Annotated in this window: 24 protein-coding genes; 13 read left to right on the forward strand and 11 right to left on the reverse strand. The window is 64.8% G+C overall.

Translation table 11 applies throughout. From position 1 onward, the window contains the following. The first annotated feature begins 17 nt into the window (after positions 1 to 17). The 3 genes from EN861_RS10330 to EN861_RS10340 all read left to right on the forward strand — a co-directional run bounded on the left by EN861_RS10330 (position 18) and on the right by EN861_RS10340 (position 2,819). Positions 18 to 1,118: an aminotransferase class I/II-fold pyridoxal phosphate-dependent enzyme gene (locus tag EN861_RS10330; protein ID WP_127277931.1), complete on the forward strand. Its 1,101-nt coding sequence runs from the start codon at positions 18 to 20 to the stop codon at positions 1,116 to 1,118. Positions 1,119 to 1,277: 159 nt separating this feature from the next. Further along, complete coding sequence (locus EN861_RS10335; RefSeq protein WP_127277930.1) at positions 1,278 to 2,516, forward strand: MFS transporter; 1,239 nt, start codon at positions 1,278 to 1,280, stop codon at positions 2,514 to 2,516. A gap of 72 nt (positions 2,517 to 2,588) precedes the next feature. Next, the gene (locus tag EN861_RS10340) at positions 2,589 to 2,819 is read left to right on the forward strand and encodes a hypothetical protein (RefSeq protein ID WP_127277929.1); all 231 of its coding nucleotides are present in this window, start codon (positions 2,589 to 2,591) and stop codon (positions 2,817 to 2,819) included. A gap of 53 nt (positions 2,820 to 2,872) precedes the next feature. Here EN861_RS10340 and EN861_RS10345 read toward each other — a convergent pair whose 3' ends face one another. The 6 genes from EN861_RS10345 to hemC all read right to left on the reverse strand — a co-directional run bounded on the left by EN861_RS10345 (position 2,873) and on the right by hemC (position 8,994). After that, a complete protein-coding gene (locus EN861_RS10345; protein WP_127277928.1) occupies positions 2,873 to 3,589 on the reverse strand; it encodes a glutamine amidotransferase in 717 nt (238 codons plus the stop codon). An 18-nt stretch (positions 3,590 to 3,607) separates the two neighbouring features. Then, positions 3,608 to 4,087: a TerB family tellurite resistance protein gene (locus EN861_RS10350; RefSeq protein WP_127277927.1), complete on the reverse strand. Its 480-nt coding sequence runs from the start codon at positions 4,085 to 4,087 to the stop codon at positions 3,608 to 3,610. A gap of 53 nt (positions 4,088 to 4,140) precedes the next feature. Continuing rightward, positions 4,141 to 5,736, reverse strand: coding sequence for a heme biosynthesis protein HemY (locus EN861_RS10355; protein WP_127277926.1), 1,596 nt, complete (start codon positions 5,734 to 5,736; stop codon positions 4,141 to 4,143). Between the two features lie 10 nt (positions 5,737 to 5,746). Beyond that, on the reverse strand, positions 5,747 to 7,225 hold the full coding sequence (locus tag EN861_RS10360; protein ID WP_135863390.1) for a COG4223 family protein: 1,479 nt from the start codon (positions 7,223 to 7,225) through the stop codon (positions 5,747 to 5,749). Between the two features lie 111 nt (positions 7,226 to 7,336). Next, positions 7,337 to 8,053 (reverse strand): uroporphyrinogen-III synthase, encoded by a 717-nt coding sequence (locus EN861_RS10365; RefSeq protein WP_127280871.1) that lies wholly within the window; start codon positions 8,051 to 8,053, stop codon positions 7,337 to 7,339. Positions 8,054 to 8,055: 2 nt separating this feature from the next. Then, a complete protein-coding gene (hemC, locus tag EN861_RS10370; protein WP_127280870.1) occupies positions 8,056 to 8,994 on the reverse strand; it encodes a hydroxymethylbilane synthase in 939 nt (312 codons plus the stop codon). Positions 8,995 to 9,097: 103 nt separating this feature from the next. Here hemC and tsaD point away from each other — a divergent pair, with 103 nt between their 5' ends. The 7 genes from tsaD to EN861_RS10405 are packed head-to-tail and all read left to right on the forward strand — an operon-like array spanning position 9,098 to position 13,842. After that, positions 9,098 to 10,183, forward strand: a complete 1,086-nt coding sequence (gene tsaD / locus EN861_RS10375) for a tRNA (adenosine(37)-N6)-threonylcarbamoyltransferase complex transferase subunit TsaD (protein WP_189343598.1) — start codon at positions 9,098 to 9,100, stop codon at positions 10,181 to 10,183. Next, positions 10,180 to 11,202 (forward strand): NAD(P)H-dependent glycerol-3-phosphate dehydrogenase, encoded by a 1,023-nt coding sequence (locus tag EN861_RS10380; protein ID WP_127278252.1) that lies wholly within the window; start codon positions 10,180 to 10,182, stop codon positions 11,200 to 11,202. The genes tsaD and EN861_RS10380 overlap by 4 nt, the downstream gene beginning before the upstream one ends. Before the next feature lie 19 nt (positions 11,203 to 11,221). After that, a complete protein-coding gene (locus EN861_RS10385) occupies positions 11,222 to 11,518 on the forward strand; it encodes a YciI-like protein (RefSeq protein ID WP_127278253.1) in 297 nt (98 codons plus the stop codon). A gap of 17 nt (positions 11,519 to 11,535) precedes the next feature. Beyond that, positions 11,536 to 11,961: an EVE domain-containing protein gene (locus tag EN861_RS10390; protein ID WP_127278254.1), complete on the forward strand. Its 426-nt coding sequence runs from the start codon at positions 11,536 to 11,538 to the stop codon at positions 11,959 to 11,961. After that, positions 11,958 to 12,641, forward strand: coding sequence for a methyltransferase (locus EN861_RS10395; RefSeq protein ID WP_127278255.1), 684 nt, complete (start codon positions 11,958 to 11,960; stop codon positions 12,639 to 12,641). Before EN861_RS10390 ends, EN861_RS10395 begins: the two co-directional genes overlap by 4 nt. 23 nt (positions 12,642 to 12,664) lie before the next feature. Then, positions 12,665 to 13,081, forward strand: a complete 417-nt coding sequence (locus EN861_RS10400) for a DUF1761 domain-containing protein (protein ID WP_135863392.1) — start codon at positions 12,665 to 12,667, stop codon at positions 13,079 to 13,081. A 17-nt stretch (positions 13,082 to 13,098) separates the two neighbouring features. After that, positions 13,099 to 13,842 (forward strand): glycosyltransferase family 25 protein, encoded by a 744-nt coding sequence (locus tag EN861_RS10405; protein WP_127278257.1) that lies wholly within the window; start codon positions 13,099 to 13,101, stop codon positions 13,840 to 13,842. Positions 13,843 to 13,867: 25 nt separating this feature from the next. Here the strand turns inward: EN861_RS10405 and gcvA are convergent, their stop codons facing one another. Continuing rightward, positions 13,868 to 14,800 (reverse strand): transcriptional regulator GcvA, encoded by a 933-nt coding sequence (gene gcvA, locus EN861_RS10410; protein ID WP_135863394.1) that lies wholly within the window; start codon positions 14,798 to 14,800, stop codon positions 13,868 to 13,870. 165 nt (positions 14,801 to 14,965) lie between these two features. On the opposite strand from gcvA, the gene EN861_RS10415 reads away from it, so the two are divergent. Beyond that, entirely contained in the window at positions 14,966 to 15,208 is a 243-nt protein-coding gene (locus tag EN861_RS10415; protein WP_127278259.1) for a hypothetical protein, read from the forward strand. Positions 15,209 to 15,339: 131 nt separating this feature from the next. Here EN861_RS10415 and EN861_RS10420 read toward each other — a convergent pair whose 3' ends face one another. Continuing rightward, positions 15,340 to 15,876, reverse strand: coding sequence for a L,D-transpeptidase (locus EN861_RS10420; RefSeq protein ID WP_167531445.1), 537 nt, complete (start codon positions 15,874 to 15,876; stop codon positions 15,340 to 15,342). 144 nt (positions 15,877 to 16,020) lie between these two features. Between EN861_RS10420 and EN861_RS10425 the strand changes: the two genes are divergently transcribed. Both EN861_RS10425 and EN861_RS10430 read left to right on the forward strand, forming a co-directional pair. Next, complete coding sequence (locus EN861_RS10425) at positions 16,021 to 16,704, forward strand: response regulator transcription factor (RefSeq protein WP_027145512.1); 684 nt, start codon at positions 16,021 to 16,023, stop codon at positions 16,702 to 16,704. Positions 16,705 to 16,826: 122 nt separating this feature from the next. Beyond that, on the forward strand, positions 16,827 to 17,282 hold the full coding sequence (locus EN861_RS10430) for a cyclic nucleotide-binding domain-containing protein (RefSeq protein ID WP_135863396.1): 456 nt from the start codon (positions 16,827 to 16,829) through the stop codon (positions 17,280 to 17,282). Positions 17,283 to 17,331: 49 nt separating this feature from the next. On the opposite strand, the gene EN861_RS10435 is transcribed toward EN861_RS10430, so the two are convergent. From EN861_RS10435 to EN861_RS10445, 3 genes are all read right to left on the reverse strand, one after another. Next, on the reverse strand, positions 17,332 to 18,138 hold the full coding sequence (locus EN861_RS10435; protein ID WP_127278262.1) for an exodeoxyribonuclease III: 807 nt from the start codon (positions 18,136 to 18,138) through the stop codon (positions 17,332 to 17,334). Between the two features lie 73 nt (positions 18,139 to 18,211). Next, a complete protein-coding gene (locus EN861_RS10440; RefSeq protein ID WP_127278263.1) occupies positions 18,212 to 18,892 on the reverse strand; it encodes an outer membrane lipoprotein carrier protein LolA in 681 nt (226 codons plus the stop codon). A gap of 134 nt (positions 18,893 to 19,026) precedes the next feature. After that, positions 19,027 to 21,684, reverse strand: a complete 2,658-nt coding sequence (locus EN861_RS10445; protein ID WP_127872839.1) for a DNA translocase FtsK — start codon at positions 21,682 to 21,684, stop codon at positions 19,027 to 19,029. Positions 21,685 to 21,816 lie beyond the last annotated feature (132 nt).

The following is a 21,816-nucleotide window of genomic DNA, read 5'->3' on the forward strand; positions in this document are numbered from 1 at the left end:
TTTGAGGGGGAACTGCCATGAACTACACCAGGATGGTGATCGAGAAAGAAGCACCGGAGGAATACGGCTACGATCGTATCCGCTACAATCTTTCCGAAAGTTCGATCGCCGACCAGAAGCTCTCCGACATCGGCCTGTCGCTGCCCGACCTGACGCTTTTCTATGGCGAGCATCGTGGCGACAAGGACTTGCGCGCCCTGGTCGCGGCGCAGGATGCCGGCATCTCGCCCGATGATGTGCTGGTCACCGCCGGCGCCGCCGGCGCGCTGTTCATCATCTCGACATCGCTTCTGTCGGCCAGCGATCATCTCGTCGTCATCAGGCCCAACTACGCCACCAACATCGAAACGCCGCGGGCGATCGGCTGCGCCATCAGCTTCGTCGACCTCGCCTTCGACGAAGGCTTCGCCATTGATGTCGAGCGCGTCAGGGCGGCGATGCGGCCGAACACCAGGCTGATCAGCGTCACTTGCCCGCACAACCCGACCGGCACCATGATGAGCCGTGCCGAATTGGACGCACTGGTCGCGCTCGCCGAAGCCAGCGTCTGCCATCTGCTGGTCGATGAGACCTATCGCGACCTCTCCTATGGACGGCGCCTGCCCTCGGCGGCCTCGCTGAGCAACAAGGCGATCAGCGTCTCGTCACTGTCGAAAGCCTTCGGCATTCCCGGCATCCGCATCGGCTGGCTGGTCACCAGGGATGCTGCCCTCCAGGAAAAATTCCTCGCCGCCAAGGAGCAGATCGGCATCTGCGGCAGCGTCATCGACGAAGGCATCGCGCGCGGCATGCTGGCGCGCCGGGACGCGTTTCTGGGAAAGCTGCTGCCCGAAATGGCCAGGCGCCGCGATATCGTCCAGGCATGGATCGACCGCGAACCTTTAGTCGACTGGGTGCGCCCCGAGGGCGGAGTGGTCGGCTTCCCGCGCCTCAATGTCGAGCCCGGCTTCGACCTCGACCGGTTCTATGTCAGGCTGCTGGAAGACCACGGCACCTATGTCGGACCCGGCCATTGGTTCGAGATGGAAAAGCGCTTCTTCCGCGTCGGCTTCGGCTGGCCGACGGAGGCCGAGTTGAAAGGCGGATTGGACGCGATTTCGGCCGCGCTGCGGCAGTAACTTCCGCGTGGGCTGGACGGTGCGGACCGAAAGTCCCTTGATCCAGGTCTGAATTTGAAGCATATCCGCCCCGAACTTTTATCCAGTTCCATTGGTCGAACAGCGCCCATCCGGGAAGTGCCCCGCGAGCCGATGCCCACCGCAACGGGGCCTCTTTCCATGATACCAGAACAAACTTTGCCGGAGCAGCGTTACGCCGCGTTCCGGCACAAAGCCTTCCTCAGCTATTGGACGGCGCGCTTTCTCACCACCTTCGCGACCATGATCGTTTCCGTCGCCGTCGGCTGGCAGGTCTATGACCTGACGCGCGATCCGTTCGACCTCGGCATTGTCGGCATCGTCCAGTTCCTGCCATCGCTGCTTCTGGTGCTGGTGACAGGTGTCGTCGCCGACCGCTTCGGCCGCCGGCTGATCATGACCCTGGCGACATTGGTCGAAGGCGCCTGCGCGCTGGCTCTGCTGTTTCTGACCCTGCGCGGCCTTACGACCCCGCTGCCGATCTTCGCCGTACTGGTCATGTTCGGCATTGCCCGAGCCTTCTATGGGCCGGCTTCGTCCTCGCTGTTCGCCAATCTTGTGCCGCAGCGGGATTTCGCCAACGCCATCGCCTGGAACTCCTCCGCCTGGCAGACGGCGACGATTGTCGGCCCTGTCGCAGGCGGCTTGCTCTATGGCGTGTCGGCGGAGGTGACCTATGCCACGGCGGCAGTCCTGATGCTCGCTGCCGCGTTGCTCATCTTCACCATCCCCAAGCCCGCGCAACAGACGGCCACGGACAAGCCGACAATGGAGACGCTGTTTGCCGGCTTCCGCTACATCTGGAGCGAGAAGATCGTGCTCGGCGCCATCTCGCTCGACCTCTTTGCCGTGCTTCTGTCCGGCGCCTCGGCACTGCTGCCGGTCTATGCCCGCGATATTCTGCAACTCGGCCCCTGGGGCCTCGGCCTGCTGCGCTCGGCGCCGGGCATCGGTGCCATTTGCGTCGCCATCTGGCTTGCCGGCCATCCGATCCGCGATCATGCCGGCAAGATCATGCTGAGCTTCGTCGCGGCGTTCGGCGCCTGCACAGTGCTGTTCGGCCTGTCGACCCTTACCTGGCTGTCGATAGCGGCACTTGCCCTGCTCGGCGCCACCGACATGTTCAGCGTTTACATCAGGGAAACGCTGATCCAGCTGTGGACGCCCGACGCGGTGCGCGGCCGCGTCAACGCCGTCAACCAGGTCTTCGTCGGCGCCTCCAACGAGGTCGGCGAATTCCGCGCCGGCACCATGGCGGCACTGATCGGCACGGTTCCGGCGGTGGTCATCGGCGGCGTCGGCGCCGTCGCGGTTGCCGGCCTGTGGGCCTATCTGTTCCCCGCGCTGCGCAAGGTCAGGCACCTCAAGGGACGAAACTGAAGGCTTCATCGGTATCGGCGGGGCCGCGAATCTGTGCTAAGCCGCCGCCCAATCAACGAAAGGACGACACCTGTGAGCGAACCGACCGTGGCCGAGGCGACCGAAAATATCTATGCGTCGCTCCGGGCGGACAATGCCGACATCGACGCGCATATCGCGACGCTTAAGGCGGCGCTGACACGCGAGGGGATAAAACAGGCGGTCTTCGATCCTGCCAAATTGGCGCAGAACAACCGCTCGGGCCGCAAGTTGATGCAGGCTTACTTTCGGCAGCGCGGCGTGAGCGTGAGGTTTTCGGAGTAGTTTCCACACTCCGAAAAGCGATGGTCGGCCACATTGGCGGCCACTGGTCTGCCCTAACGCGCGGCCGGCCCGCCAAAAATCATCCGCAAGAACTCGTCGAGCCAGCGCTTTAGGTGCATGTCCCAGATCAGCCGGCCGCCGAGATGGTCGCGGCCGGGCTGGGCGCCGGGTAGCTCGAAACGATGGGCGCCGCGCACCACCCAGCGCTGCATCATCACCCTGGTGAGTTCGCCATGGAACTGGATGCCCCAGGCATTGTCGCGATAGCGGAAGGCCTGGTTGGGATAGGTCTCGTTCGTGGCCAGCAGCGTCGCGTCGCTCGGCAGCGAAAAGCCCTCGCGGTGGAACTGGTAGACCATTTCGGGCCAGTGCATCAGCTTCCTGCCGGCCTCGGTCCCCTTCAGCGGATACCAGCCGATCTCCACCAGCCCTTCGCCGTGGCCCTCGACCTTGCCGCCGAGATGATTGGCCAGCATCTGCGCGCCCAGGCAGATGCCGAGCAACGGCCGGTTTTCCCTGAGCGGGACTTCCAGCCAGTTGGTTTCGCGGCGGACGAACTCGTCCTCGTCATTGGCGCTCATTGGCCCGCCGAACACCACCGCGCCGGCATGGCCATCCAGCGTTTCCGGCAAGGCGTCACCGAGCGGCGGGCGGCGAATGTCGAGATCGAAGCCTTCTTCCAGGAGCATGTGGCCGACGCGTCCGGGGCTCGAATTCTCCTGATGCAGCACGATCAGGATCTTTGGCTTCGGGCTCGTTGCGCGCTGCATCGTTGGGCGAAATCCCGTCTATTCGTCGCTTGACGTCCCGCGCGCGCCTGGCGCATGCGCCGCGGCCTGGCGGCGCGCCTCGACCCGGTCGTGGCGCTCGACGCCGATCAGCTCGGCAACGCGCCACACCGTATTGTCCTCGAGCTCATGCAGCTCGCCATCGGCATAGACGATCTCCCACATCAGGCCGATGAAGGCCTTGCGCCCCTCCGCGTCGAGATGGCGCTTGAGCACGCTGGTGAAGGCATAGAGGTCGATCGCTTCATTGTCGGCGCGCTCGCCGGCGGCGACGAGCGCTTCGAGTTCGGCACCACTGATCGAATAGCTCTGCGCCAGCACCGCCTTGAAGCGCTCCCACTCGACATCCTGGCGCACGCCATCGGCATTCATCACATGGTAGAGCAGCGCCGAAGCCGCGACGCGCGGATCGTCCGCGCTGGTGTGGCTGGCCGAGCCGGCCGGTAAATCCCTGAGAAACGACAGAACGCGCTCGAACATCAATTCATTCCCAAACGGCCCGATGGCCAGGTCAAATCACCCGATGGCCAAAATCAAAACAGCCGGAACCGGCGTGGCGACTTTTCCGCCTCGTCGTCCGGATCGACGCCTGGATCGTCCGGCAGGCGCGCCAGTTCTTCCGCCGGCTCGACGGCCTCGGCATCGGCCGGCACCGCGGCAAAGGCGGCGGCCGTGACCGGGGTGACATGATCCTCGCGGCTTTCGGCGTCCTTGCCCGTTGCCTCGTTGCCCGGGGCGGCATGATCGATCACCTCGACCGGCTTTTCAGGCCTGCCCGTCGCCTCGATGGCTACCACCGGGGCATCCGGTTCAACATCGCGACTGTCGATCAGTTGGCCAAGGCGTTCCATCGGCGCGCGCCATTCGAAGGCGTCGAGCCGCCCGGTGACCGGCGAGACCGGCGCCCAGCGCTCGGAGACGATGCCGTCGGCGACCCAGGCCGGATCGCGCGGCGCCCGAACCGCCTTGGAGAGCAGCTGCCGTACTTTGCCCTGGTCGCCGGTCTCGGCCTCCTCAATGTCGGCCAGGAGCAGATAGGCGCCCTCGCGGCGGTCCATGCGGATCGCGGCTTCGGCCTCGCGGCGGGCGGTCGACAAATCCTGCGCGTCGAGCGCCGCACGCGCCACCGTCATCGACGATTCGGTGTGGTTCTTCTTCATCTCCTGCAGCTTCTTTGCCCGGTTGAGCCGATCAAGCACGGCGTCGCCAGGCCTAGCATGGGTGTAAAGCTCGGCAATTTCGGGATGCGGCTCGGCCTTCCATGCGGTCTCGAGGATCTTCGAGCCCTTGCGCACGTCGTTCTGTTTGAACAGCGCGGCGGCGGCGGCAACGGCGGCAGGCGCGAAGTCGGGGGCGAGTCTGTTGGCCTCGATCGCCGCTGTCCTGGCAGCCGCGGGATCGCTGTCGGCGAGCGATTGCGCCTTGGCGGTCAACAGCACGGCGCGGCGGCGGTTGGCAGCGTCGCGCTCGATCTGCCGCGTCGACTTCTGCGCCTCGACCAGTTTCAGCGCACCGTCCCAATCGCCGCGCGCGGTCAGCTCCTCCAGCGTCGATTCGGCCGCCCATGCCAGTTGCGGCGCCACCGCGGCGGCGCGGCCGGCATAGTGCCGGGCGGCGTTGCGGTCGCCCAGGCGCTCGGCTTCCAGATAAAGCCCGCGCAGGCCAAGCAGCCGCATTTCCGGATCGTCGAGCATGCTCTCGAATTTTTGCCGCGCACCTTCATGGTCGCCTTCGAGCAGCGATGCCTGCGCTTCGAGCAGATGGATCAACGGCTCCTGGTCGGAGCGGATCAGCTTGGCGGCTTCCTTGGTCTTCTTGCGGGCCAGCGCCCCATCGCCGGCGCCGGCGGCGATCATGCCGGTCGACAGCGCCTGATAGCCACGGTCGCGGCGGCGCACGCGAAAATAGCGCGAAATTGTGTAGGGGCTGTTCCACAGCGACTTGATCAGCCACCAGACGATCATCACCGCCGCGACGACGGCGACGACGGCCACCGCCGCCACCATCAGGCTGACCTGGTACTGATAGCCGTTGAAGGTGACGACCATGTCGCCCGGCCGGTCGGCCAGCCAGGCAAAGCCCAGCCCGAGCGCGAAGACGACGATGAGGAAAGCGAGCAGGCGGATCATCGTGTTGCCCTCATGCCTTCATCGCGCCGGAGATCAGCGCGTCGACCTGGGTTTCGACCTCGATGCGCGCCTTCAGTTTGCCGGCAAAGTCGGCGCCCGCGGCCTTCGCGGCTTCCGGCAGCGTGTCATATTCGCTGAGCGCCTTGGCGTAGTCACCCTGAGTGACCGCAACCTCCATGCGCGCCACGGTTTCCGGCGCACCTTTACCTTCGACGGCCCCGATCGGCCGGATCTTGACCAGTGACTCGGCGCTCGACATCAAATTCTGCAGGAAGCCGGCATTCTGGTCGACCGGCGTGGCGGCGGCGACCATGGCATTGGCGGCGACGTCCATCTGCGAGGCGATCTCGGTGCGGGTCGGAACGCCCTTTTCGGCATAGGCACGCAAGGTCGCAAGCTGCGGCGCATCAGGCGAGATCGCGGCCAGCGTATCGAGTTCGGCCGAAAACGGCGCGCCACGGTCGAGCGCGGCCTTGAGCGCGGAAGCCGCGATGGCGATCGCGATCTTCGGCTGCGACGCCTGTGCGTCGACCTTCCCGGAAAGCTGCGACACCGATTGCTCGAGCGCGGCAAGCCGGCCTTCCTGCGCCTTCGCCGCCTCGCCCGTCGACTTCACCAGCGCATCGAGACCGGCCATTTTTTCGTTGAGTGGGCCGAGATCGACGGGCGCCGCGCTGCCGGCCTTGCCGAGAGCGGCGACGGCCGTTTCGATCTGCTTGACCTTGTCGCCAAGTGCGGCGAGCCCGGCATTGTCGCCGGCGCCGCCCTTTTCGACCGCCGATTTCAGCGCCGCGACATCGCTCTTGACCTGGTCGAGCGCCGACGACAGGCCGTCGACCTTGGCCGATGCACCATTGTTGTTGCCGGCTTCCCTCATGTCTGCGATTTCGCTCTTCAACGAGGCGATCTCGCCATTGACGCCGTCGAGCGAGGCACCGGGAGCGGAACCCGGCGCGCCGAGCAGGCCGGCAAATTGCAGGCCACCGGCGCCGACCAGCGCGATGACACCGCCGATGATGCCGGCGGCGATGCCGTTGAGGCCGCCCCGCTTCGGCCGCGCTGCCATCGGCTCGCTCCTTGAGTCGGTTTTTCCGGCAGCCGCTTTGGCCTCGCCGGTCTTTGTGCTTGCGTCCTCGAAGCTGTAGTCGAACGCCCTGGACTGGTTGGGAGGTGTATCCGAACCGGGATAAGGCATTTCCGGCTCGGCGGCTTCGGCCTCGGCATGCGGCGGCGCCTCTGTGCCGGACCGCCCGGCGGCGTCGTCGCCATGCTCCCAGGGTTCGAGATCCGCCTGATCGGCATGCACCGGCTCTTCCGGGAGCTCTGGTCGCGAGGCGTTCGCGGATTCCTCGGCCCTCGCCTCGTCGGTCTGGACGGTAACCTTGGCGGCATCCTCGTCGACGATGCGTGAGACAGCGCCCGGATCGAGGTCGATGGTCACCGGCTCGCGGCGGCTTTTCGAGTGTCGCATCTTCGGCGTCTTGACCATGCATGGGCTCCGCAAAATTCGCTTCGTCTCAACGCGCGGCGGCGCGTGATGGTTCTAAAAAGGGTCTAGCACATCACCAAGCGGTGAAAAGGGGCGGTGTGATGACGCGGGTCAGGGCCGTGCCCGCAAAAGTGCCAGCAGCGCCTCCTCGTCGGGCCGTGCGGCGACACGGATTGCTTTGCCGGCGCTGTCGCCGAAGGCGGCGGCGATGCGCGCGGAAAGGACAAAAAAACGCGTCTTTTCAAAGGCTTTTTGCAGGGCGGGTCGTCTGGCCAGGACCTGCATCGCGGCAGCGGCGTTGGCCGAATAGAGCAGCACCACATCGACCGCTTGGCCTGATAGCAGCGGCAGGGTCGCTTCGTCCGAATAGCTCACCGCAAGCGTGTCATAAGTCTCTACGGCATGGACCTGGACATACGCTGCTTCCAGCTTCTGTTCGAAGGCAGCAAACCGCACGCGCCCACAGAGATAGACGATCGTTTTGCCGGAAAAGGCGGTCGCCATGCCGTCGGCCAGCGCCTCGGCATCGCCAGGCCCCTCGCTGACCGACAGAAAACCGGCTTTGCGCGCGGCCTCGGCGGTCCTCTTGCCGACAGCATGACAAGGCAGCCTGGAAAGCGCCGCTACCAGATCTCCAGGGGCATGGCGCACGGCATTGGCGCTGGTGATGGCGACGGCTGCGACATCGTCCGGAACCGCCTTGGCATCGACCGGCAGTGCCGTCGTCTCCGTCAATGGCAGGAGAAGAGGCTCAAAACCCATTTCTTTCAGCTTTCGCGCCGTGAGCGATGCACCGGGCTCCGGTCTGGTGACCAGGATGCGAGGCATTTTCAGAGCCAGCCGTCGAAGAACTTTTCGCCGGCCCTGGCGCGAACCGCCCGCGCGGCGTCAGCCCCTATTTCAGCCGCGTCCGTGGCCTCGCCTTCCAACCGGACGTCATGCCACTCCGTGCCGTCGGGCGAGATGATCAGCCCGGCAAAGGACAGTTTCCCCCCCGACACCGTCGCATGGCCGGCGATCGGTGTGCGGCACGAGCCGTCGAGCGCGGCGAGAAACGCGCGTTCGCAGGCCAAGGCCTGGCCCGTCGGCACGTGATGGATCGCCGCAAGCATTGTCTCGATATCACGGTCGCCGACGCGCGTTTCGATGCCGATCGCGCCTTGTCCCGGCGCCGGCGGAAAATCCTCCAGCGGCATCAGGTCGGTAATCACGCCTTCGAGCCCGAGCCGCTTCAGCCCGGCATAGGCGAGAATGGTGCCCTCGGCGATGCCTTCATCCAGCTTGCGCAGCCTCGTCTGCACATTGCCGCGGAACATCACCACCTCGAAATCCGGCCGCATCCGGCGGATCAGCGCCTGGCGACGGAGCGATGACGATCCGACCTTGGCGCCATGCGGCAGATCGGCGATCCGCCTGACCGCCTTGCCTATGAAAGCGTCGCGCGCGTCCTCGCGCGGCAGGAAAGTGGAAAGCTCCAATCCGCCCGGAAGCACCGTCGGCATGTCCTTCGACGAATGCACGGCGATGTCGATACGCCCGTCGAGCAGCGCTTCCTCGATTTCCTTGGTGAACAGGCCTTTGCCGCCGGCCTCCGACAGTGGCCGGTCCTGAATACGGTCGCCGCTGGTCGAGATGGGCACCACTTCAAACGCCTGCTCGGGAAGGCCATGCGCTTTCATCAGCCGCACACGCGTCTCATGCGCCTGGGCAAGCGCCAGCGGGCTGCCGCGCGTTCCGATTTTGCAGGTTCCGATTTTCAAAGTTTGCATGGCGCGCGGTCCGTGATAACCCCCGAGCGAAATCGAGGTCTTGCCGGCCTTTTCCTAATGGGGAATAGCCTCATAAACAATCTCTTGGGATAGCGACGAATTGATCCGCGTTCTGGGTATTGAGACGAGTTGCGACGAGACCGCCGCCAGCGTCGTGGCGCTGGAGGGCGATGCCGCGCCGAAAATCCTGTCCAATGTCGTGCTCTCCCAGATCGAGGAACATGCCGCCTTCGGCGGTGTCGTGCCCGAGATCGCCGCGCGCGCGCATGTCGAGGCGCTGGACGGCATCGTCGAGGCGGCGCTCGCCGATTCGGGCGTGGCGCTGGCCGATATCGACGCGATCGCCGCAACCGCCGGTCCAGGCCTCGTCGGCGGGCTGATCGTCGGCCTGATGACGGCCAAGGCGATCGCCGCCGCGGCGAACAAGCCGCTGATCGCCGTCAACCACCTCGAAGGCCACGCCTTGACGGCGCGGCTGACCGACGGGCTCGAATTCCCCTACCTGCTGCTGCTGGTCTCCGGCGGCCACACGCAGATCCTCGCCGTGCGCGGCGTCGGCGAGTATCAGCGCTGGGCCACCACCATCGACGACGCGCTCGGCGAAGCCTTCGACAAGACCGCCAAGATGCTCGGCCTGCCCTATCCCGGCGGTCCGAATGTCGAGAAGGCGGCGCTATCGGGCAACCCGTCGCGCTTTGCCTTCCCGCGGCCGATGAAGGGCTCGGCGCAGCCCGATTTTTCCTTTTCCGGCTTAAAGACCGCCGTGCGCCAGGCGGCAACCGCGATCGAGCCCCTGAGCGACCAGGATGTCGCCGACATCTGCGCGTCGTTCCAGGCGGCGGTCGCCGATGCATTGGCCGACCGCGTTTCTCGCGCCCTGGCACGCTTTCGCGAGACATTCCCTGGCACGAAAAGCCCGTCGCTGGTCGTCGCCGGCGGCGTCGCCGCCAACCGCGCCATCAAGGCGACGCTGGAACGGCTCTGCGCCGAGGCCGGCTTCACCTTCGTCGCGCCGCCGCTGAAATTGTGCACCGACAATGCCGCGATGATTGCCTGGGCCGGCATCGAGCGGCTGCGCGCAGGCATGGCGCAGGAGAACGGCTTCGATTTCGTGCCGCGCTCGCGCTGGCCCCTGGACAGCGTCTCGACGCCAATGGTCGGCTCCGGTCGGCGCGGAGCCAAGGCATGACAGATCGGGCCACGAAGAGCGCGGGCCGGGGCAAAAGTGGCTGGCGTGTCGCCGTGCTCGGCGGCGGCGCCTGGGGCACGGCGCTGGCGCTGGCCATGCTGCGCGCCGGCCATGCCGTGCGGCTGTTCGCGCGTGACCCTGAAACCGTGGCCTCGATCGGTCGAGGCGAGAACCCACGCTACCTGCCCGGCATCGCCATCGCGCCAGGCATCGAGGCAACGAGTGACATCGAGGCGGCGCTCACTGGCGCCGATTGCGTGCTGGCGGTGACGCCGGCGCAGGCGTTGCGCGCGACTCTGGCGGCCGCGAAGGATCATATGCCGGCCGGCATTCCGCTCGTGCTCTGCGCCAAGGGCATCGAGCGCGACACCGGCGCCTTGCTGTCGGCAATCGCCCTGGAAATCCTGCCGCGAAACCCGGTCGCCGCCTTGTCCGGGCCGAGCTTCGCCAGCGATGTCGCCCGCGGCCTGCCGACGGCGGTCGTGGTGGCCGCCGGCGACGAGGCGCTCGCCGCCGACCTTGCCGCCCGTTTCTCGGCTGAAAACCTGCGCTGCTATTCGAGCGACGACCTGATCGGCGTCGAGATCGGCGGCGCCTTGAAGAACGTCTTCGCCATCGCCGCCGGCGCCGTCACCGGGGCCGGGCTCGGCGCCAGCGCCCAGGCCGCCATGGTCACGCGCGGCTTCGTCGAGCTGCGCCGCATCGGTGCCGCCTTCGGCGCCAGGCCCGAGACCCTGATGGGGCTTTCCGGCCTCGGCGACCTGCTGCTCACCTGCTCGTCCACCCAATCGCGCAATTTCGCTTATGGGCTGGCGCTCGGGCAAGGCAAGGCGCTTTCCGGGCTGCCGCTGGCCGAGGGCGTGCCGACGGCGGCCATCGCCGCCCGCATCGCCGCCGAGCGCAACATCGATGCGCCGATCATCGCCGCCGTGGCCGCCATACTGGACGGCACCATCACCGTCCGGCAGGCCGTGACGGCCTTGATGACCCGGCCGCTGAAGACCGAGACCAACGATTGACGACCATCAGGAGAAAGACATGCTGTTTGCACTGATTTGCAAGGACAAGCCCGGAAGCCTGCAGGTGCGCGTTGATACGCGGCCCGCGCATGTCGCCTTTCTCGAGGCGCTGAATGGCGAGAAGAAGCTGGCCTTCGCCGGCCCGTTCCTCGATGCTGATGGCAAGCCGAACGGCACGCTCGCCGTGATCGAAGCGCCCGATATGGCCGGAGCGCAGGCGCTGTCGGCCGCCGACCCCTATGCCAAGGCGGGGCTGTTCGAGAGCGTCGAAATCCGCCCGTGGAACTGGGTCTTCAACAAGCCGGCGGCCGGCTAACCGGCAGGAGAACGAAAATGAACTACTGGCTGTTCAAATCCGAACCCTCGGTTTTCTCCTTCGAGGCGTTGAAGGCCAAGGGCAAGGCCGGCACCCAATGGGACGGCGTGCGCAACTACGCCGCCCGCAACAACATGAAGGCCATGCAGATCGGCGATCTCGGCTTCTTCTACCATTCCAACGAGGGGCTGAACGTGGTCGGCATCGCCGAGGTCTGCGCGCTGGCCCATCCCGACACCACATCGGATGATCCGCGCTGGGAGTGTGTCGACATCCGCGCCGTCAGGGACGTGCCGAACCCGCCGACGCTGGAAGACGTCAAGGCCAATCCAAAACTGGCCGAGATGGCGCTGGTGCGGCTCGGACGGCTTTCCGTGCAGCCGGTGACCCCGGCCGAATGGAAGGAAGTCTGCCGCATGGGCGGCCTGACGCCTGCGCCGTGACGGCGCTCACCTCCGACAGCGCCAGGCAGTTCATTCTCGACAACACGGCGCTGATGGCGCCGCCGCATGTACCGGAGATTCTTCTCCACCTCGCCGACGAAGCGCACGATCTTTGGCAGCGGACCGAGGACGAACTGGTCGAGATCGGCCTGCCGCCGCCCTTCTGGGCTTTTGCCTGGGCCGGCGGCCAGGGCCTCGCCCGCTATGTCATCGACCATCCCGCCATGGTGCGAGGCAAGCGCGTGCTCGACTTCGCCTCGGGTTCCGGCCTCGTCGCCATCGCCGCCGCGAAGGCCGGTGCGGCGGCCGTGACCGCCGCCGACATCGACCCGTTCTGCGCCACCGCGGTTCGTCTCAACAGCGAGGCCAATGGTGTTCCGATCGAATTCCTCGGCGCGGACTGTATCGGCACCGATGCGGGCTGGGACGTGGTCCTGGCTGGCGACGTCTTCTACGACAAACCCTTCGCCGATCGGCTGATGCCGTGGTTTTCGGCGCTCAAACGGCGTGGCGCCGACATCCTGGTCGGCGATCCCGGCCGGTCCTATCTGCCGCGGTCGGGGCTGGCGCCGCTTGGCGTCTATCAGGTGCCGGTGACACGGGCGCTCGAGGATGCCGAGGTCAAACGTACGACCGTGTGGCGACTGCTTGACGCCATCGCCGAACAGGCGTTTCCATAAACCGCATCTGGAGGGGGAAGCTCATGGATTTTTCAGCAGTGAACTGGATGGCGGTGGTCGCCGCCGCCGTCGTCGCATGGCTGTTCGGCGCCGCCTGGTACATGGCGTTGAGCAAGCCCTGGCTGAAGGCCGCCAAGCTCGATCCGGCGACGATGAAGAAATCGCCGCTGCCCTTCGTCATCTCCTTCATCGCGGAACTGATTATGGCGCTGGTCATGGCCCTGGTCGTCGGCGCGATTACGGGTGGTGAGCCGACCTGGCTGGCGGGGCTGATCTTCGGCTTCGTGCTTTGGCTGGGTTTCGTCGCCACGACGCTGTCGGTCAACCATCGCTACGAGAATTTCGGCTGGGACCTGACCCTCATCGATGGTGGCCATTGGCTCGGCGTGCTGCTGATCATCGGTGTGGTGATCGGCTGGTTCGGCGCCGTCGCGGCCTGAATGGAGCGCTAGTTTTGATGGCGGACGAAACCGGCTTTCCGCGCGACCTGGTGTTCAGCCGGATCTGTCATGTCAAGAATGGCTATGACGACCGGCGCCGGCATATCGTGCGCGAGTTCGAGCGGCGCGGCGTGCCGGTCACCTTCTACACCGACTGGGACCAGCCTGACATCACGCCCGATATCCGGGCCGAACTGGTCGCTCCAGACTTTACACACCCGGCGGCTGTCTCGCTGGCGCTGAAGCATGTCGGCATCTGGCGTGATTTCCTCGAAACCGACCAGCCCTATTGCCTGGTGTTCGAGGATGACGTCTTCCTCGCTCGCGACTTTGTCGCCAAGTTCCGGCAGGGGCTCGCCGAACTCGGCGATCCCAACCGCAAGGCCGTCATCTATCTCGGCAATGGAAGCAACTACTACACGCCGAGCTGGAAATTGCGCAAAGGCCAGAAGCTTTACCCGGCGCTCCATGCCCGCTGCGCCGATTCCTACCTGATCACCCGGCCGGTCGCCGAAGCCCGTTGCAACTGGATTGCGCAAAACAAGATATACACGGCCATCGACCACCAGATCGAACAGATGGACGAGAAGCTCGGTGTTGAAATGCTGTGGTTCGAGCGGCCGATCGTCGAGCAGGGCAGCGAGAACGGCGCTTTCCAAACGTCCGTCGCCGGCAAGAGACAGCCGCTTCTCTACAAGAAGCTGAAATGGAACGTGAAAAAGTACCGGCGCATGATCTTCGGCCACAACGCCCGGTCCTAAGGAAGGCCGAACCTCGCGAAGCCGCCTACAGCTTGTCCGCGCTGCGCGTCCTCGCCACCTCCTCCAGAATCCATTCGCGGAAGGCGACGATACGGGGATCCTCGGCTGTCGCCTGCGGATAGACAAGGAAATAGGCGAATTCCGGCGCAACCCTGATGCTGAGCTCGAAGGGCCGCACCAGCCGGCCCTCGGACAGGTCGTTTGCCACCATGGCGAAATCGGCGAGCGCGACGGCATTGCCGTCGAGCGCCGCCTGGACAGCATCCGTGGACGTGCCGAAGACGACGGTGCGGCTGTCGTCGAAATCGTTGATGCCGGCCGCCGCCATCCACATGCGCCAGTTCGGCCATGTCACGCCCTGGCGTGCCCATTCGATATGGGCAAGCGTGTGGTTGAACAGGTCGCGCGGCTCGCGCAGGGGCGGCCCGGACGCCAGGAGGCCCGGACTGCACACGGGAATGATGATGTTGTCGAACAGGCGATGCGCGCAGAGCCCCGGATATTTGCCGGCGCCGAAGCGGATGCCGACATCGACGTCGTCGAGATCAAAATCGCGCAAGCCATAGGCGATGTCGAACCTGAGTTCGATGCCCGGCCGCAGTTTGCGGAAATTTTCGACGCGCCGCATCAGCCATTTCGCCGCGAACTGGGCATCCAGCGTCACTTTCAGGAATTCGGTGCCGCGCGCCATCTTGCGCGCCCGCATCACCGCCCGGCCAAGCAGGTCGAGCGTGTCGGTCGCTGCCTCGTACAGCACCGCGCCCGCTTCCGTCAGTCGGATGGTGCGGCTGGTGCGGGTGAACAGCACGATGCCGAGCTGATCCTCGATTTCCTTGATCTGGTGGCTGACGGCGGCGGGCGTCAGGCCGAGCTCGTCGGCGGCGCGGGTGAAATTGAGGTGCCGGGCCGCCGCCTCCAGCGTTCTCAGCGCCCGCGTTCCCGGCAACAGGGCCGCCATCAGCGCCCGGCCCGATCGAAGCGATCCATGAAGCCTCAATCCTCAAATAAAACTTGATGATGAGAAAAGAACTACTCGTTTCTCGTTTGTTTTTCAATCCGGCATGATTGCAGCATCAAAACACCATCAAACCGGATTTGATGTCTGGAGTATAGGAATCCCATCATGTCTCACATCGTTCTTCACCCTGCATACATCGCCCGGCCAAGCTGGCTGTCGGCTGCCCGTGATTGGCTGCGGCAGGCCAGGGTCGCGATCAATCTTGCCCACCAGGACGTCGAGGACCTGTCCGACCGCCAGTTGCGCGATATCGGCGCCGCCCGCAAGGACATCGCGAAGGCCATGGACCGTGAGACCGGCCGGCTGGGCCTTCTCGACATCGGCTGGCAGCGGAATAGGAAGAGGTAGGGAGTAGGGAGTAGGGAGTTGGGAGTAGGGAGTAGGGAGTAGGGAGTAGGGCAGATGATGCGGCCTGGGCGTGCCTGCTCCTACTGAAGACTTTCCCTATTCCCTATTCCCTATTCCCTATTCCCTATTCCTCACCTCACCACCCTCACCACCGTCCGGTCCGACAGCAGCGGCAAAAGCCGCGCCATCGTGCGCGCGGTCACCGCCACGCAACCTTCCGTCGGCGTAAAGCCGGGGCGTGCCAGGTGGAAGAAGATGGCGCTGCCGCGCCCGCGGCGGCGCGGCGCGATATTCCAGTCGAGCACCAGGCAGGCGTCATAGAGCCGGTCGTCGCGCCGCATGCGTTCGTGGCTGGCGCCATAGGGAATCCTGACCGGCCTGTTATAGTTGCGGTCGTCTGGTACCTCGCACCAGCCGAGATCCGGCCCGATCGGCGCCATAGCCAGCCGCGTCTTGCGGCCGGCGGCAAACTGATCCCCCCGAAAATAGCCCGCCAGGATGCGCATCGAAGCGAGCGGCGTGGCGCCGTCGCCTTCCCGCTTGCCGGACGAGATGCCGCCGCGCCCGAGCGCGCACGCAAACACCGTTTTGCCGGCCTGCAGCAGGCCTTGGCTTGGGTGGCCGGGCCTCGCCCGCACGGTCAGTACGGGCAGCCCTTTTGCCAAAATTGCGCCGGCTGCATTGCGATCGCGTTTTTTCTTGTATGATCGTGCCACGGAACAAATCACTGTGATCGGCTATTGTGCCGGCCAGCTTCCGCATAAATACGCAGCGGTCAACTGAATTCACTTTTCAAAACAACGGATTGATCCATGACCTCACGTACCATCCTGATCGTCGACGACGATGACGACCTGCGCGGCACATTGGTCGAGCAACTGTCCCTCTACGAGGAATTCGACGTGCTGCAGGAATCCACTGCGGCAAAAGGCGTCACCGCTGCGCGCGGCGGGCTCATCGATCTGCTCATCATGGATGTCGGCTTGCCCGACATGGATGGCAGGGAAGCGGTGAAGATCCTGCGCAAGGGCGGCTACAAGGCGCCCATCATCATGCTGACCGGCCACGACACCGATTCGGACACGATTCTGGGCCTCGAGGCCGGCGCCAACGACTATGTGACCAAGCCGTTCCGCTTCGCGGTGCTGCTTGCCCGTATCCGGGCGCAGTTGCGCCAGCACGAGCAGAGCGAGGACGCGACCTTCTCGGTCGGCCCCTACACCTTCAAGCCCAGCCAGAAACTGCTCATTGACCCGCGCGGCGGCAAGGTGCGGCTGACGGAAAAGGAGGCCTCGATCATCAAATATCTCTATCGCGCCGACCAGAAGGTGGTAACGCGTGACGTGCTGCTGGAGGAAGTGTGGGGATACAATTCCGGCGTCACCACGCACACGCTGGAAACCCATGTCTACCGTCTGCGCCAGAAGATCGAGCGTGATCCTTCCAATGCCGAAATTCTTGTGACAGAAAGCGGCGGCTACAAGCTGGTTCCTTAAACATTTCACTATCCAATGAGCGGTCTGGACGGGGCCGTTTTCGGGTACGATCCTGTTGGAGGGGGATTCAGGAAGCGTACCGCAGAGGAGGGATTGGACTGACCGTTCGGGGACACAGCTAGATGGCGCTGGATGACGACATCCGCATCCTGTCCGCCGTGAGGCTTTTCGAGGGCTTCACGCAGGAACAGCTGCGCCTGCTCGCCTTCGGTGCCGAGACCACTTTGGTGCAGGCGGACCACAAGCTTTATCGCGAGGACGACGTGGCCGACTCGGCCTATGTCGTGGTCAGCGGGCTCATCGTGCTCTATCGCGAGCAAGATGGCGAGCGCATCCCGATTGGAAAAGTCGGCCCCGGCACGATGCTCAGCGAACTGGCGCTGATCGCCGACACCAACCGGCTGACCAGCGCCTCGGCCGAAATCAACTCGGAAGTGATAAGGCTGAGCCGCAAGATGTTCCGGCGCATCCTCGAGGAGTATCCGGAATTGGCGGTGAAACTGCACCAGCGCATCTCCGAGGAATTCCACGACATGATCCGCCGCATCGAGGAACTGGCCCCGCGCTTTTCGGGTTGAGGCACAACCAGCGGAACCACACTACATTCGTCGCGAAACCTACGTGGCACTAATCCAGATCAAACCTGGCGATGACCGGCACATGGTCCGAAGGCCGGTCCCAGCCACGTGCCTGCCGGAGGATCTCATAGCCGGCAAAATCAGGCACCAGGTTTGGCGACGACCAGACATGGTCGAGCCGTCGGCCGCGATTGGACGCCTCCCAATCCTGCGCACGATAGCTCCACCAGGTGTAGAGCTTCTGTTCCGAAGGCACGTTGAGCCGCATCAGGTCGACCCAGCCGCCGGCGAGCCGCATCGCCTCGAAGTTTTCGGTCTCGACCGGCGTGTGGCTGACCACGTTGAGCAATTGCTTGTGCGACCAGACATCATGCTCCAGCGGCGCGATATTGAGGTCTCCGACCAGCACCGAGGCCGACACCTCGTCATGCTCGGCCCGGATGGCATTCATCTCGGCGACGAAATCGAGCTTGTGCCTGAACTTCCTGTTGATCTCGGGATCCGGTTCGTCGCCGCCCGCGGGAACGTAGAAATTGTGCAGCAGGATTGTCTTGCCGCCGGCCCGCACCGTCACCGACAGATGCCGGCTGTCCTCGATATCGCAGAAGCGGCGCCTTTCGACGACCTCGATCGGCCGCCGCGCCACCGTCGCCACGCCGTGATAGCCCTTCTGGCCATGGAAGGCGATGTAGGGATAGCCGACCTTGCGAAAGGCTTTTTCGGGAAAGAGCTCGTCCGGGACCTTGGTTTCCTGCAGGCAAAGCACATCGGGCGCATACTCATCGAGCAGGCGTTCGATGATCGGCATGCGCAGGCGCACGGAGTTGATGTTCCAGGTCGCGATCGAAAAGGGCATGCGGAGGAGTCCGGCGAGAGATCGCCGAACTACTGCCAGCCGCACGCCGGAAAGACAAGCGAGGCGACGAAACCTACCTGGTTTTCGTGTTCAGCTCGCGATTGGCCGTATAGTCGATGGCGAAGGTGTCCGGCGCGAAACTGACGCCTTCCTTGGTGTTGAAGATCATCACCGTCGTGTCCTTGCCCTGCGCGTCGGTAATCGTCCACTGCCGCAGGTCGTAGGTTTTCGGGTCGAACATCATGGTGATTCGCGCATTGCCGAAAACCGACCTGTCGGAGAGTTGGATGGTGGTGAGGTCGTCCTCTTCCTTGACGCTCTTGACGCGGTCGCCGGAGAGGTCGATGCGGTCGTCGAGCAGCAGCTTCAGCGGCGTCTTTGATAGCGGATAAAGGTCCGACGTGTTCAGTTTCTTGTTGAGGATGGCAACTGATCTGCCGTCGGAAATCACCCGGAAATTCGAAGCTCCGTCATAATTGAAGCGGATCTTGCCCGGCCGTTCCAGGAAGAATTTGCCGCCGGTCTGCTCGCCTTTGGGGCCGAACTGGACGAATTCGCCGCTCATCGATTTGACCGCTGAGAAATGGTCGGCGATCTTTTGCGCCGCCGGAGGCGCGGCCGCCTGCGCCGAGGCCAGCAGCTCGAATCCGGGCACCACGTTGAGGGCGGCGGCACCGGCGAACACAAGACCGAGGCCAAGCAACTGGCGGCGTGTCGGGGCAAGATCGCTGAGCGCTGAAAGATCGTTTTTCATATCGGTCACTCTCGTTTGATTCCTGATTTGGTCGCTGTCGTGAACCCCCAGTTGGGCTGAAGTTTGGCGAGGCGATCGCTGCTCAATCGCTTGAACGCGCCAGCAGGTTCAAAGTTGCCGCGAACTCCCACCAGCTAGAATTTGTCGTCTTCGGTCGGCACCAGGATTTCGCGTTTTCCGGCATGGTTGGCCGGGCCGACAATGCCTTCCTTTTCCATCTTCTCGATGATCGAGGCGGCCCTGTTATAGCCGATGCCCAGACGCCGCTGGATGTAGCTGGTCGAGGCCTTGCCGTCTCGCAGCACCACCGAGACCGCTTGATCGTAGGGATCGTCGGAATCCTCGAAATTGCCACCGCTTCCGCCACCGGAACCGCCCTTTCCGGACGGCTCGTCGTCGTCCTCGCCGTCATCCTCGGTGATGGCGTCGAGATATTCCGGCACGCCCTGCAGCTTCAGGTGCCCGACGATCTTCTCGACCTCGTCATCGGAGACGAACGGCCCGTGCACGCGCTGGATGCGGCCGCCACCGGCCATGTAGAGCATGTCGCCCATGCCGAGCAGCTGCTCGGCGCCCTGCTCGCCCAAAATGGTGCGGCTGTCGATCTTCGACGTCACCTGGAAGGAGATGCGGGTCGGGAAATTGGCCTTGATGGTGCCGGTGATGACATCGACCGAGGGACGTTGCGTCGCCATGATGACATGGATGCCGGCGGCGCGCGCCATCTGCGCCAGGCGCTGGACGGCGCCTTCGATGTCCTTGCCGGCGACCATCATCAGGTCGGCCATTTCGTCGATGATGACAACGATATAGGGCATCGGCTCGAGATCGAGATTCTCGGTCTCGTAGATCGCCTCGCCGGTCTGGCGGTCGAAGCCGGTCTGTACCGTGCGCGAGATCTTTTCGCCCTTCTTCTCGGCCTGTTGGACGCGGGCGTTGAAACCGTCGATGTTGCGCACGCCGACCTTGGACATCTTGCGGTAGCGGTCCTCCATCTCGCGCACGGTCCATTTCAGCGCCACCACGGCCTTCTTCGGATCGGTCACGACCGGCGTCAAAAGATGCGGAATGCCGTCATAGACGGAGAGTTCGAGCATCTTCGGATCGATCATGATCAGCCGGCATTCCTGCGGCGTGAGCCGGTAGAGCAGCGACAGGATCATCGTGTTGATGGCGACCGACTTGCCCGAACCGGTGGTGCCGGCGACCAGCACGTGCGGCATCTTGGCGATGTCGACGATGACGGCCTCGCCGTTGATGGTCTTGCCCAGCGCCAGCGCCAGCTTGGCCTTGGTGGTCTCGAAATCGCGGCTGGCCATGATCTCCCTGAGATAAACCGTCTCGCGCTTGGCGTTTGGCAGTTCGATGCCGATGGCGTTGCGGCCGGGTACCACGGCGACGCGGCACGCAATCGCGCTCATCGAGCGGGCGATGTCGTCGGAAAGGCCGATGACGCGCGACGACTTGATGCCCGGTGCGGGTTCGAGCTCATAAAGGGTGACGACCGGACCCGGGCGAACGGCGATGATCTCGCCCTTGACGCCGAAATCCTCCAGCACGCCTTCGAGCAGGCGCGCGTTCTGTTCCAGCGCGTCCTTGGAAAGACTTGGGTCGCGCGCGACGTTCTTGGGTTCGGACAGGAAATGCAGCGACGGCATTTCGAACGTGTCCGAACCGATCAGCGAGGTCTGCGCCTCGCGCTGGACGCGGGCGCCAGGCACGGGTCGCGCCGCCGGCGCCTCGACCCGGGTGGCGGCATCGGAACGGAATTGCTGGACCTTGGCAGTGGGGGCACGCCGCTGGGCGACGGGCTCGTCGTCGAAATCCATGTCCTCGTCGTCGCGGCCGAAGACATCGTCGTCGGCCGGATCGACGGAGACGCCGCGGTCGTTCACCATGGCGGCGAAGAATTCCGGTTCGACACGGGCGCGGCCGTCCTGGCTCATGCGGGATTCGGCGAACTCGGCCGACTCGACCCGTTCGGCGGCACGTCGCCAAGCACTGGCGCGTGGCTCCATCTCCGGCTCGAACTCATCGCGCTCCTGCCTGCGGCGCACCGCGCGGCGATGCATCCACGCGCGCAACGACAGCCACCAATGGGTGATGGCGCCGAGCGCCAATATGCCCTCGTCACCCTCGTCCTCGTCATTGTCGAAGAGAAGCTCGTCCTCGCGCGGGTCCGCCGCGGCCGGTTCTTCCATCACGGCGAAGCCGTTCTTGCGCCCGATCAGCGCCGCGCCATAGGCGAACAGCCAGAGCGCCGGTGCAGCCAGCAATATGGCGAGCACGCTGGCGACCAGTCCGGTCGGATAGCCGCCGATGAGGACGCCGGGAATCTTGAGCACCATGTCGCCGAAGACGCCGCCGAGGCCGGTAGGCAGCGGCCAGGTCTTGGGCGGAACCACGCAGCCCGCGATCGCGGCGGCGAGCAGCGCAAAACCGAACCAGAACAGCCCGCGCTTGGGCAGCCGGTCGACGCCGCGCGCCGAAAACAGCAGATAGCCCCAGACGACGGCCGGAACCAGCGCGGCAACCGCGGCAAGGCCGAAGAACTGCATCGCAAGGTCGGAGAAGACCGCGCCGGCATAGCCCATGGCGTTGGTGACGGTGTTGGCGGTGGCGTGCGAGAAGCTCGGGTCGGCGACGTTCCAGGTCGCGAGGCTTGCGACGGCGAAGGCGGTGAACGCGAACAGGCCGGCGCCGACCAGCCGGCCGACCTGGCGCCGCGCGAATGCCTGGATGCCGCCCCCGGTATCGGTCAGCGCGAGCGGTGCTGAAGCCCCTGAACGCATGCTCTTCCCCGTCTTGATTGCCTGGCCCGAGCGCATGACGCACTCCGGCAGATTCGGATGCCAGACTAGGCGTGGGAAGGTTAAGGGCGCATTAACTATAAGGCTGCGGCGATCGTCCTTTCGACATCGACA

It is taken from the genome of Mesorhizobium sp. M8A.F.Ca.ET.218.01.1.1 (genome assembly GCF_004791165.1).
Classification (GTDB): Bacteria; Pseudomonadota; Alphaproteobacteria; order Rhizobiales; family Rhizobiaceae; genus Mesorhizobium.

Coding starts and splice junctions, on each gene's coding strand:
- EN861_RS10365 (WP_127280871.1), bottom strand. CDS start 8,053: ATGCCTCGCATCCTGGTCACCAGACCGGAGCCCGGTGCATCGCTCACG.
- EN861_RS10435 (WP_127278262.1), bottom strand. CDS start 18,138: ATGCCCTTTTCGATCGCGACCTGGAACATCAACTCCGTGCGCCTGCGC.
- EN861_RS10440 (WP_127278263.1), bottom strand. CDS start 18,892: ATGAAAAACGATCTTTCAGCGCTCAGCGATCTTGCCCCGACACGCCGC.
- EN861_RS10415 (WP_127278259.1), top strand. CDS start 14,966: ATGTCTCACATCGTTCTTCACCCTGCATACATCGCCCGGCCAAGCTGG.
- EN861_RS10390 (WP_127278254.1), top strand. CDS start 11,536: ATGAACTACTGGCTGTTCAAATCCGAACCCTCGGTTTTCTCCTTCGAG.
- EN861_RS10360 (WP_135863390.1), bottom strand. CDS start 7,225: ATGGTCAAGACGCCGAAGATGCGACACTCGAAAAGCCGCCGCGAGCCG.
- EN861_RS10445 (WP_127872839.1), bottom strand. CDS start 21,684: ATGCGTTCAGGGGCTTCAGCACCGCTCGCGCTGACCGATACCGGGGGC.
- gcvA (WP_135863394.1), bottom strand. CDS start 14,800: ATGGCGGCCCTGTTGCCGGGAACGCGGGCGCTGAGAACGCTGGAGGCG.
- EN861_RS10380 (WP_127278252.1), top strand. CDS start 10,180: ATGACAGATCGGGCCACGAAGAGCGCGGGCCGGGGCAAAAGTGGCTGG.
- EN861_RS10430 (WP_135863396.1), top strand. CDS start 16,827: ATGGCGCTGGATGACGACATCCGCATCCTGTCCGCCGTGAGGCTTTTC.
- EN861_RS10400 (WP_135863392.1), top strand. CDS start 12,665: ATGGATTTTTCAGCAGTGAACTGGATGGCGGTGGTCGCCGCCGCCGTC.
- EN861_RS10425 (WP_027145512.1), top strand. CDS start 16,021: ATGACCTCACGTACCATCCTGATCGTCGACGACGATGACGACCTGCGC.
- EN861_RS10350 (WP_127277927.1), bottom strand. CDS start 4,087: ATGTTCGAGCGCGTTCTGTCGTTTCTCAGGGATTTACCGGCCGGCTCG.
- EN861_RS10335 (WP_127277930.1), top strand. CDS start 1,278: ATGATACCAGAACAAACTTTGCCGGAGCAGCGTTACGCCGCGTTCCGG.
- EN861_RS10385 (WP_127278253.1), top strand. CDS start 11,222: ATGCTGTTTGCACTGATTTGCAAGGACAAGCCCGGAAGCCTGCAGGTG.
- EN861_RS10330 (WP_127277931.1), top strand. CDS start 18: ATGAACTACACCAGGATGGTGATCGAGAAAGAAGCACCGGAGGAATAC.
- EN861_RS10405 (WP_127278257.1), top strand. CDS start 13,099: ATGGCGGACGAAACCGGCTTTCCGCGCGACCTGGTGTTCAGCCGGATC.
- hemC (WP_127280870.1), bottom strand. CDS start 8,994: ATGCAAACTTTGAAAATCGGAACCTGCAAAATCGGAACGCGCGGCAGC.
- EN861_RS10355 (WP_127277926.1), bottom strand. CDS start 5,736: ATGATCCGCCTGCTCGCTTTCCTCATCGTCGTCTTCGCGCTCGGGCTG.
- EN861_RS10345 (WP_127277928.1), bottom strand. CDS start 3,589: ATGCAGCGCGCAACGAGCCCGAAGCCAAAGATCCTGATCGTGCTGCAT.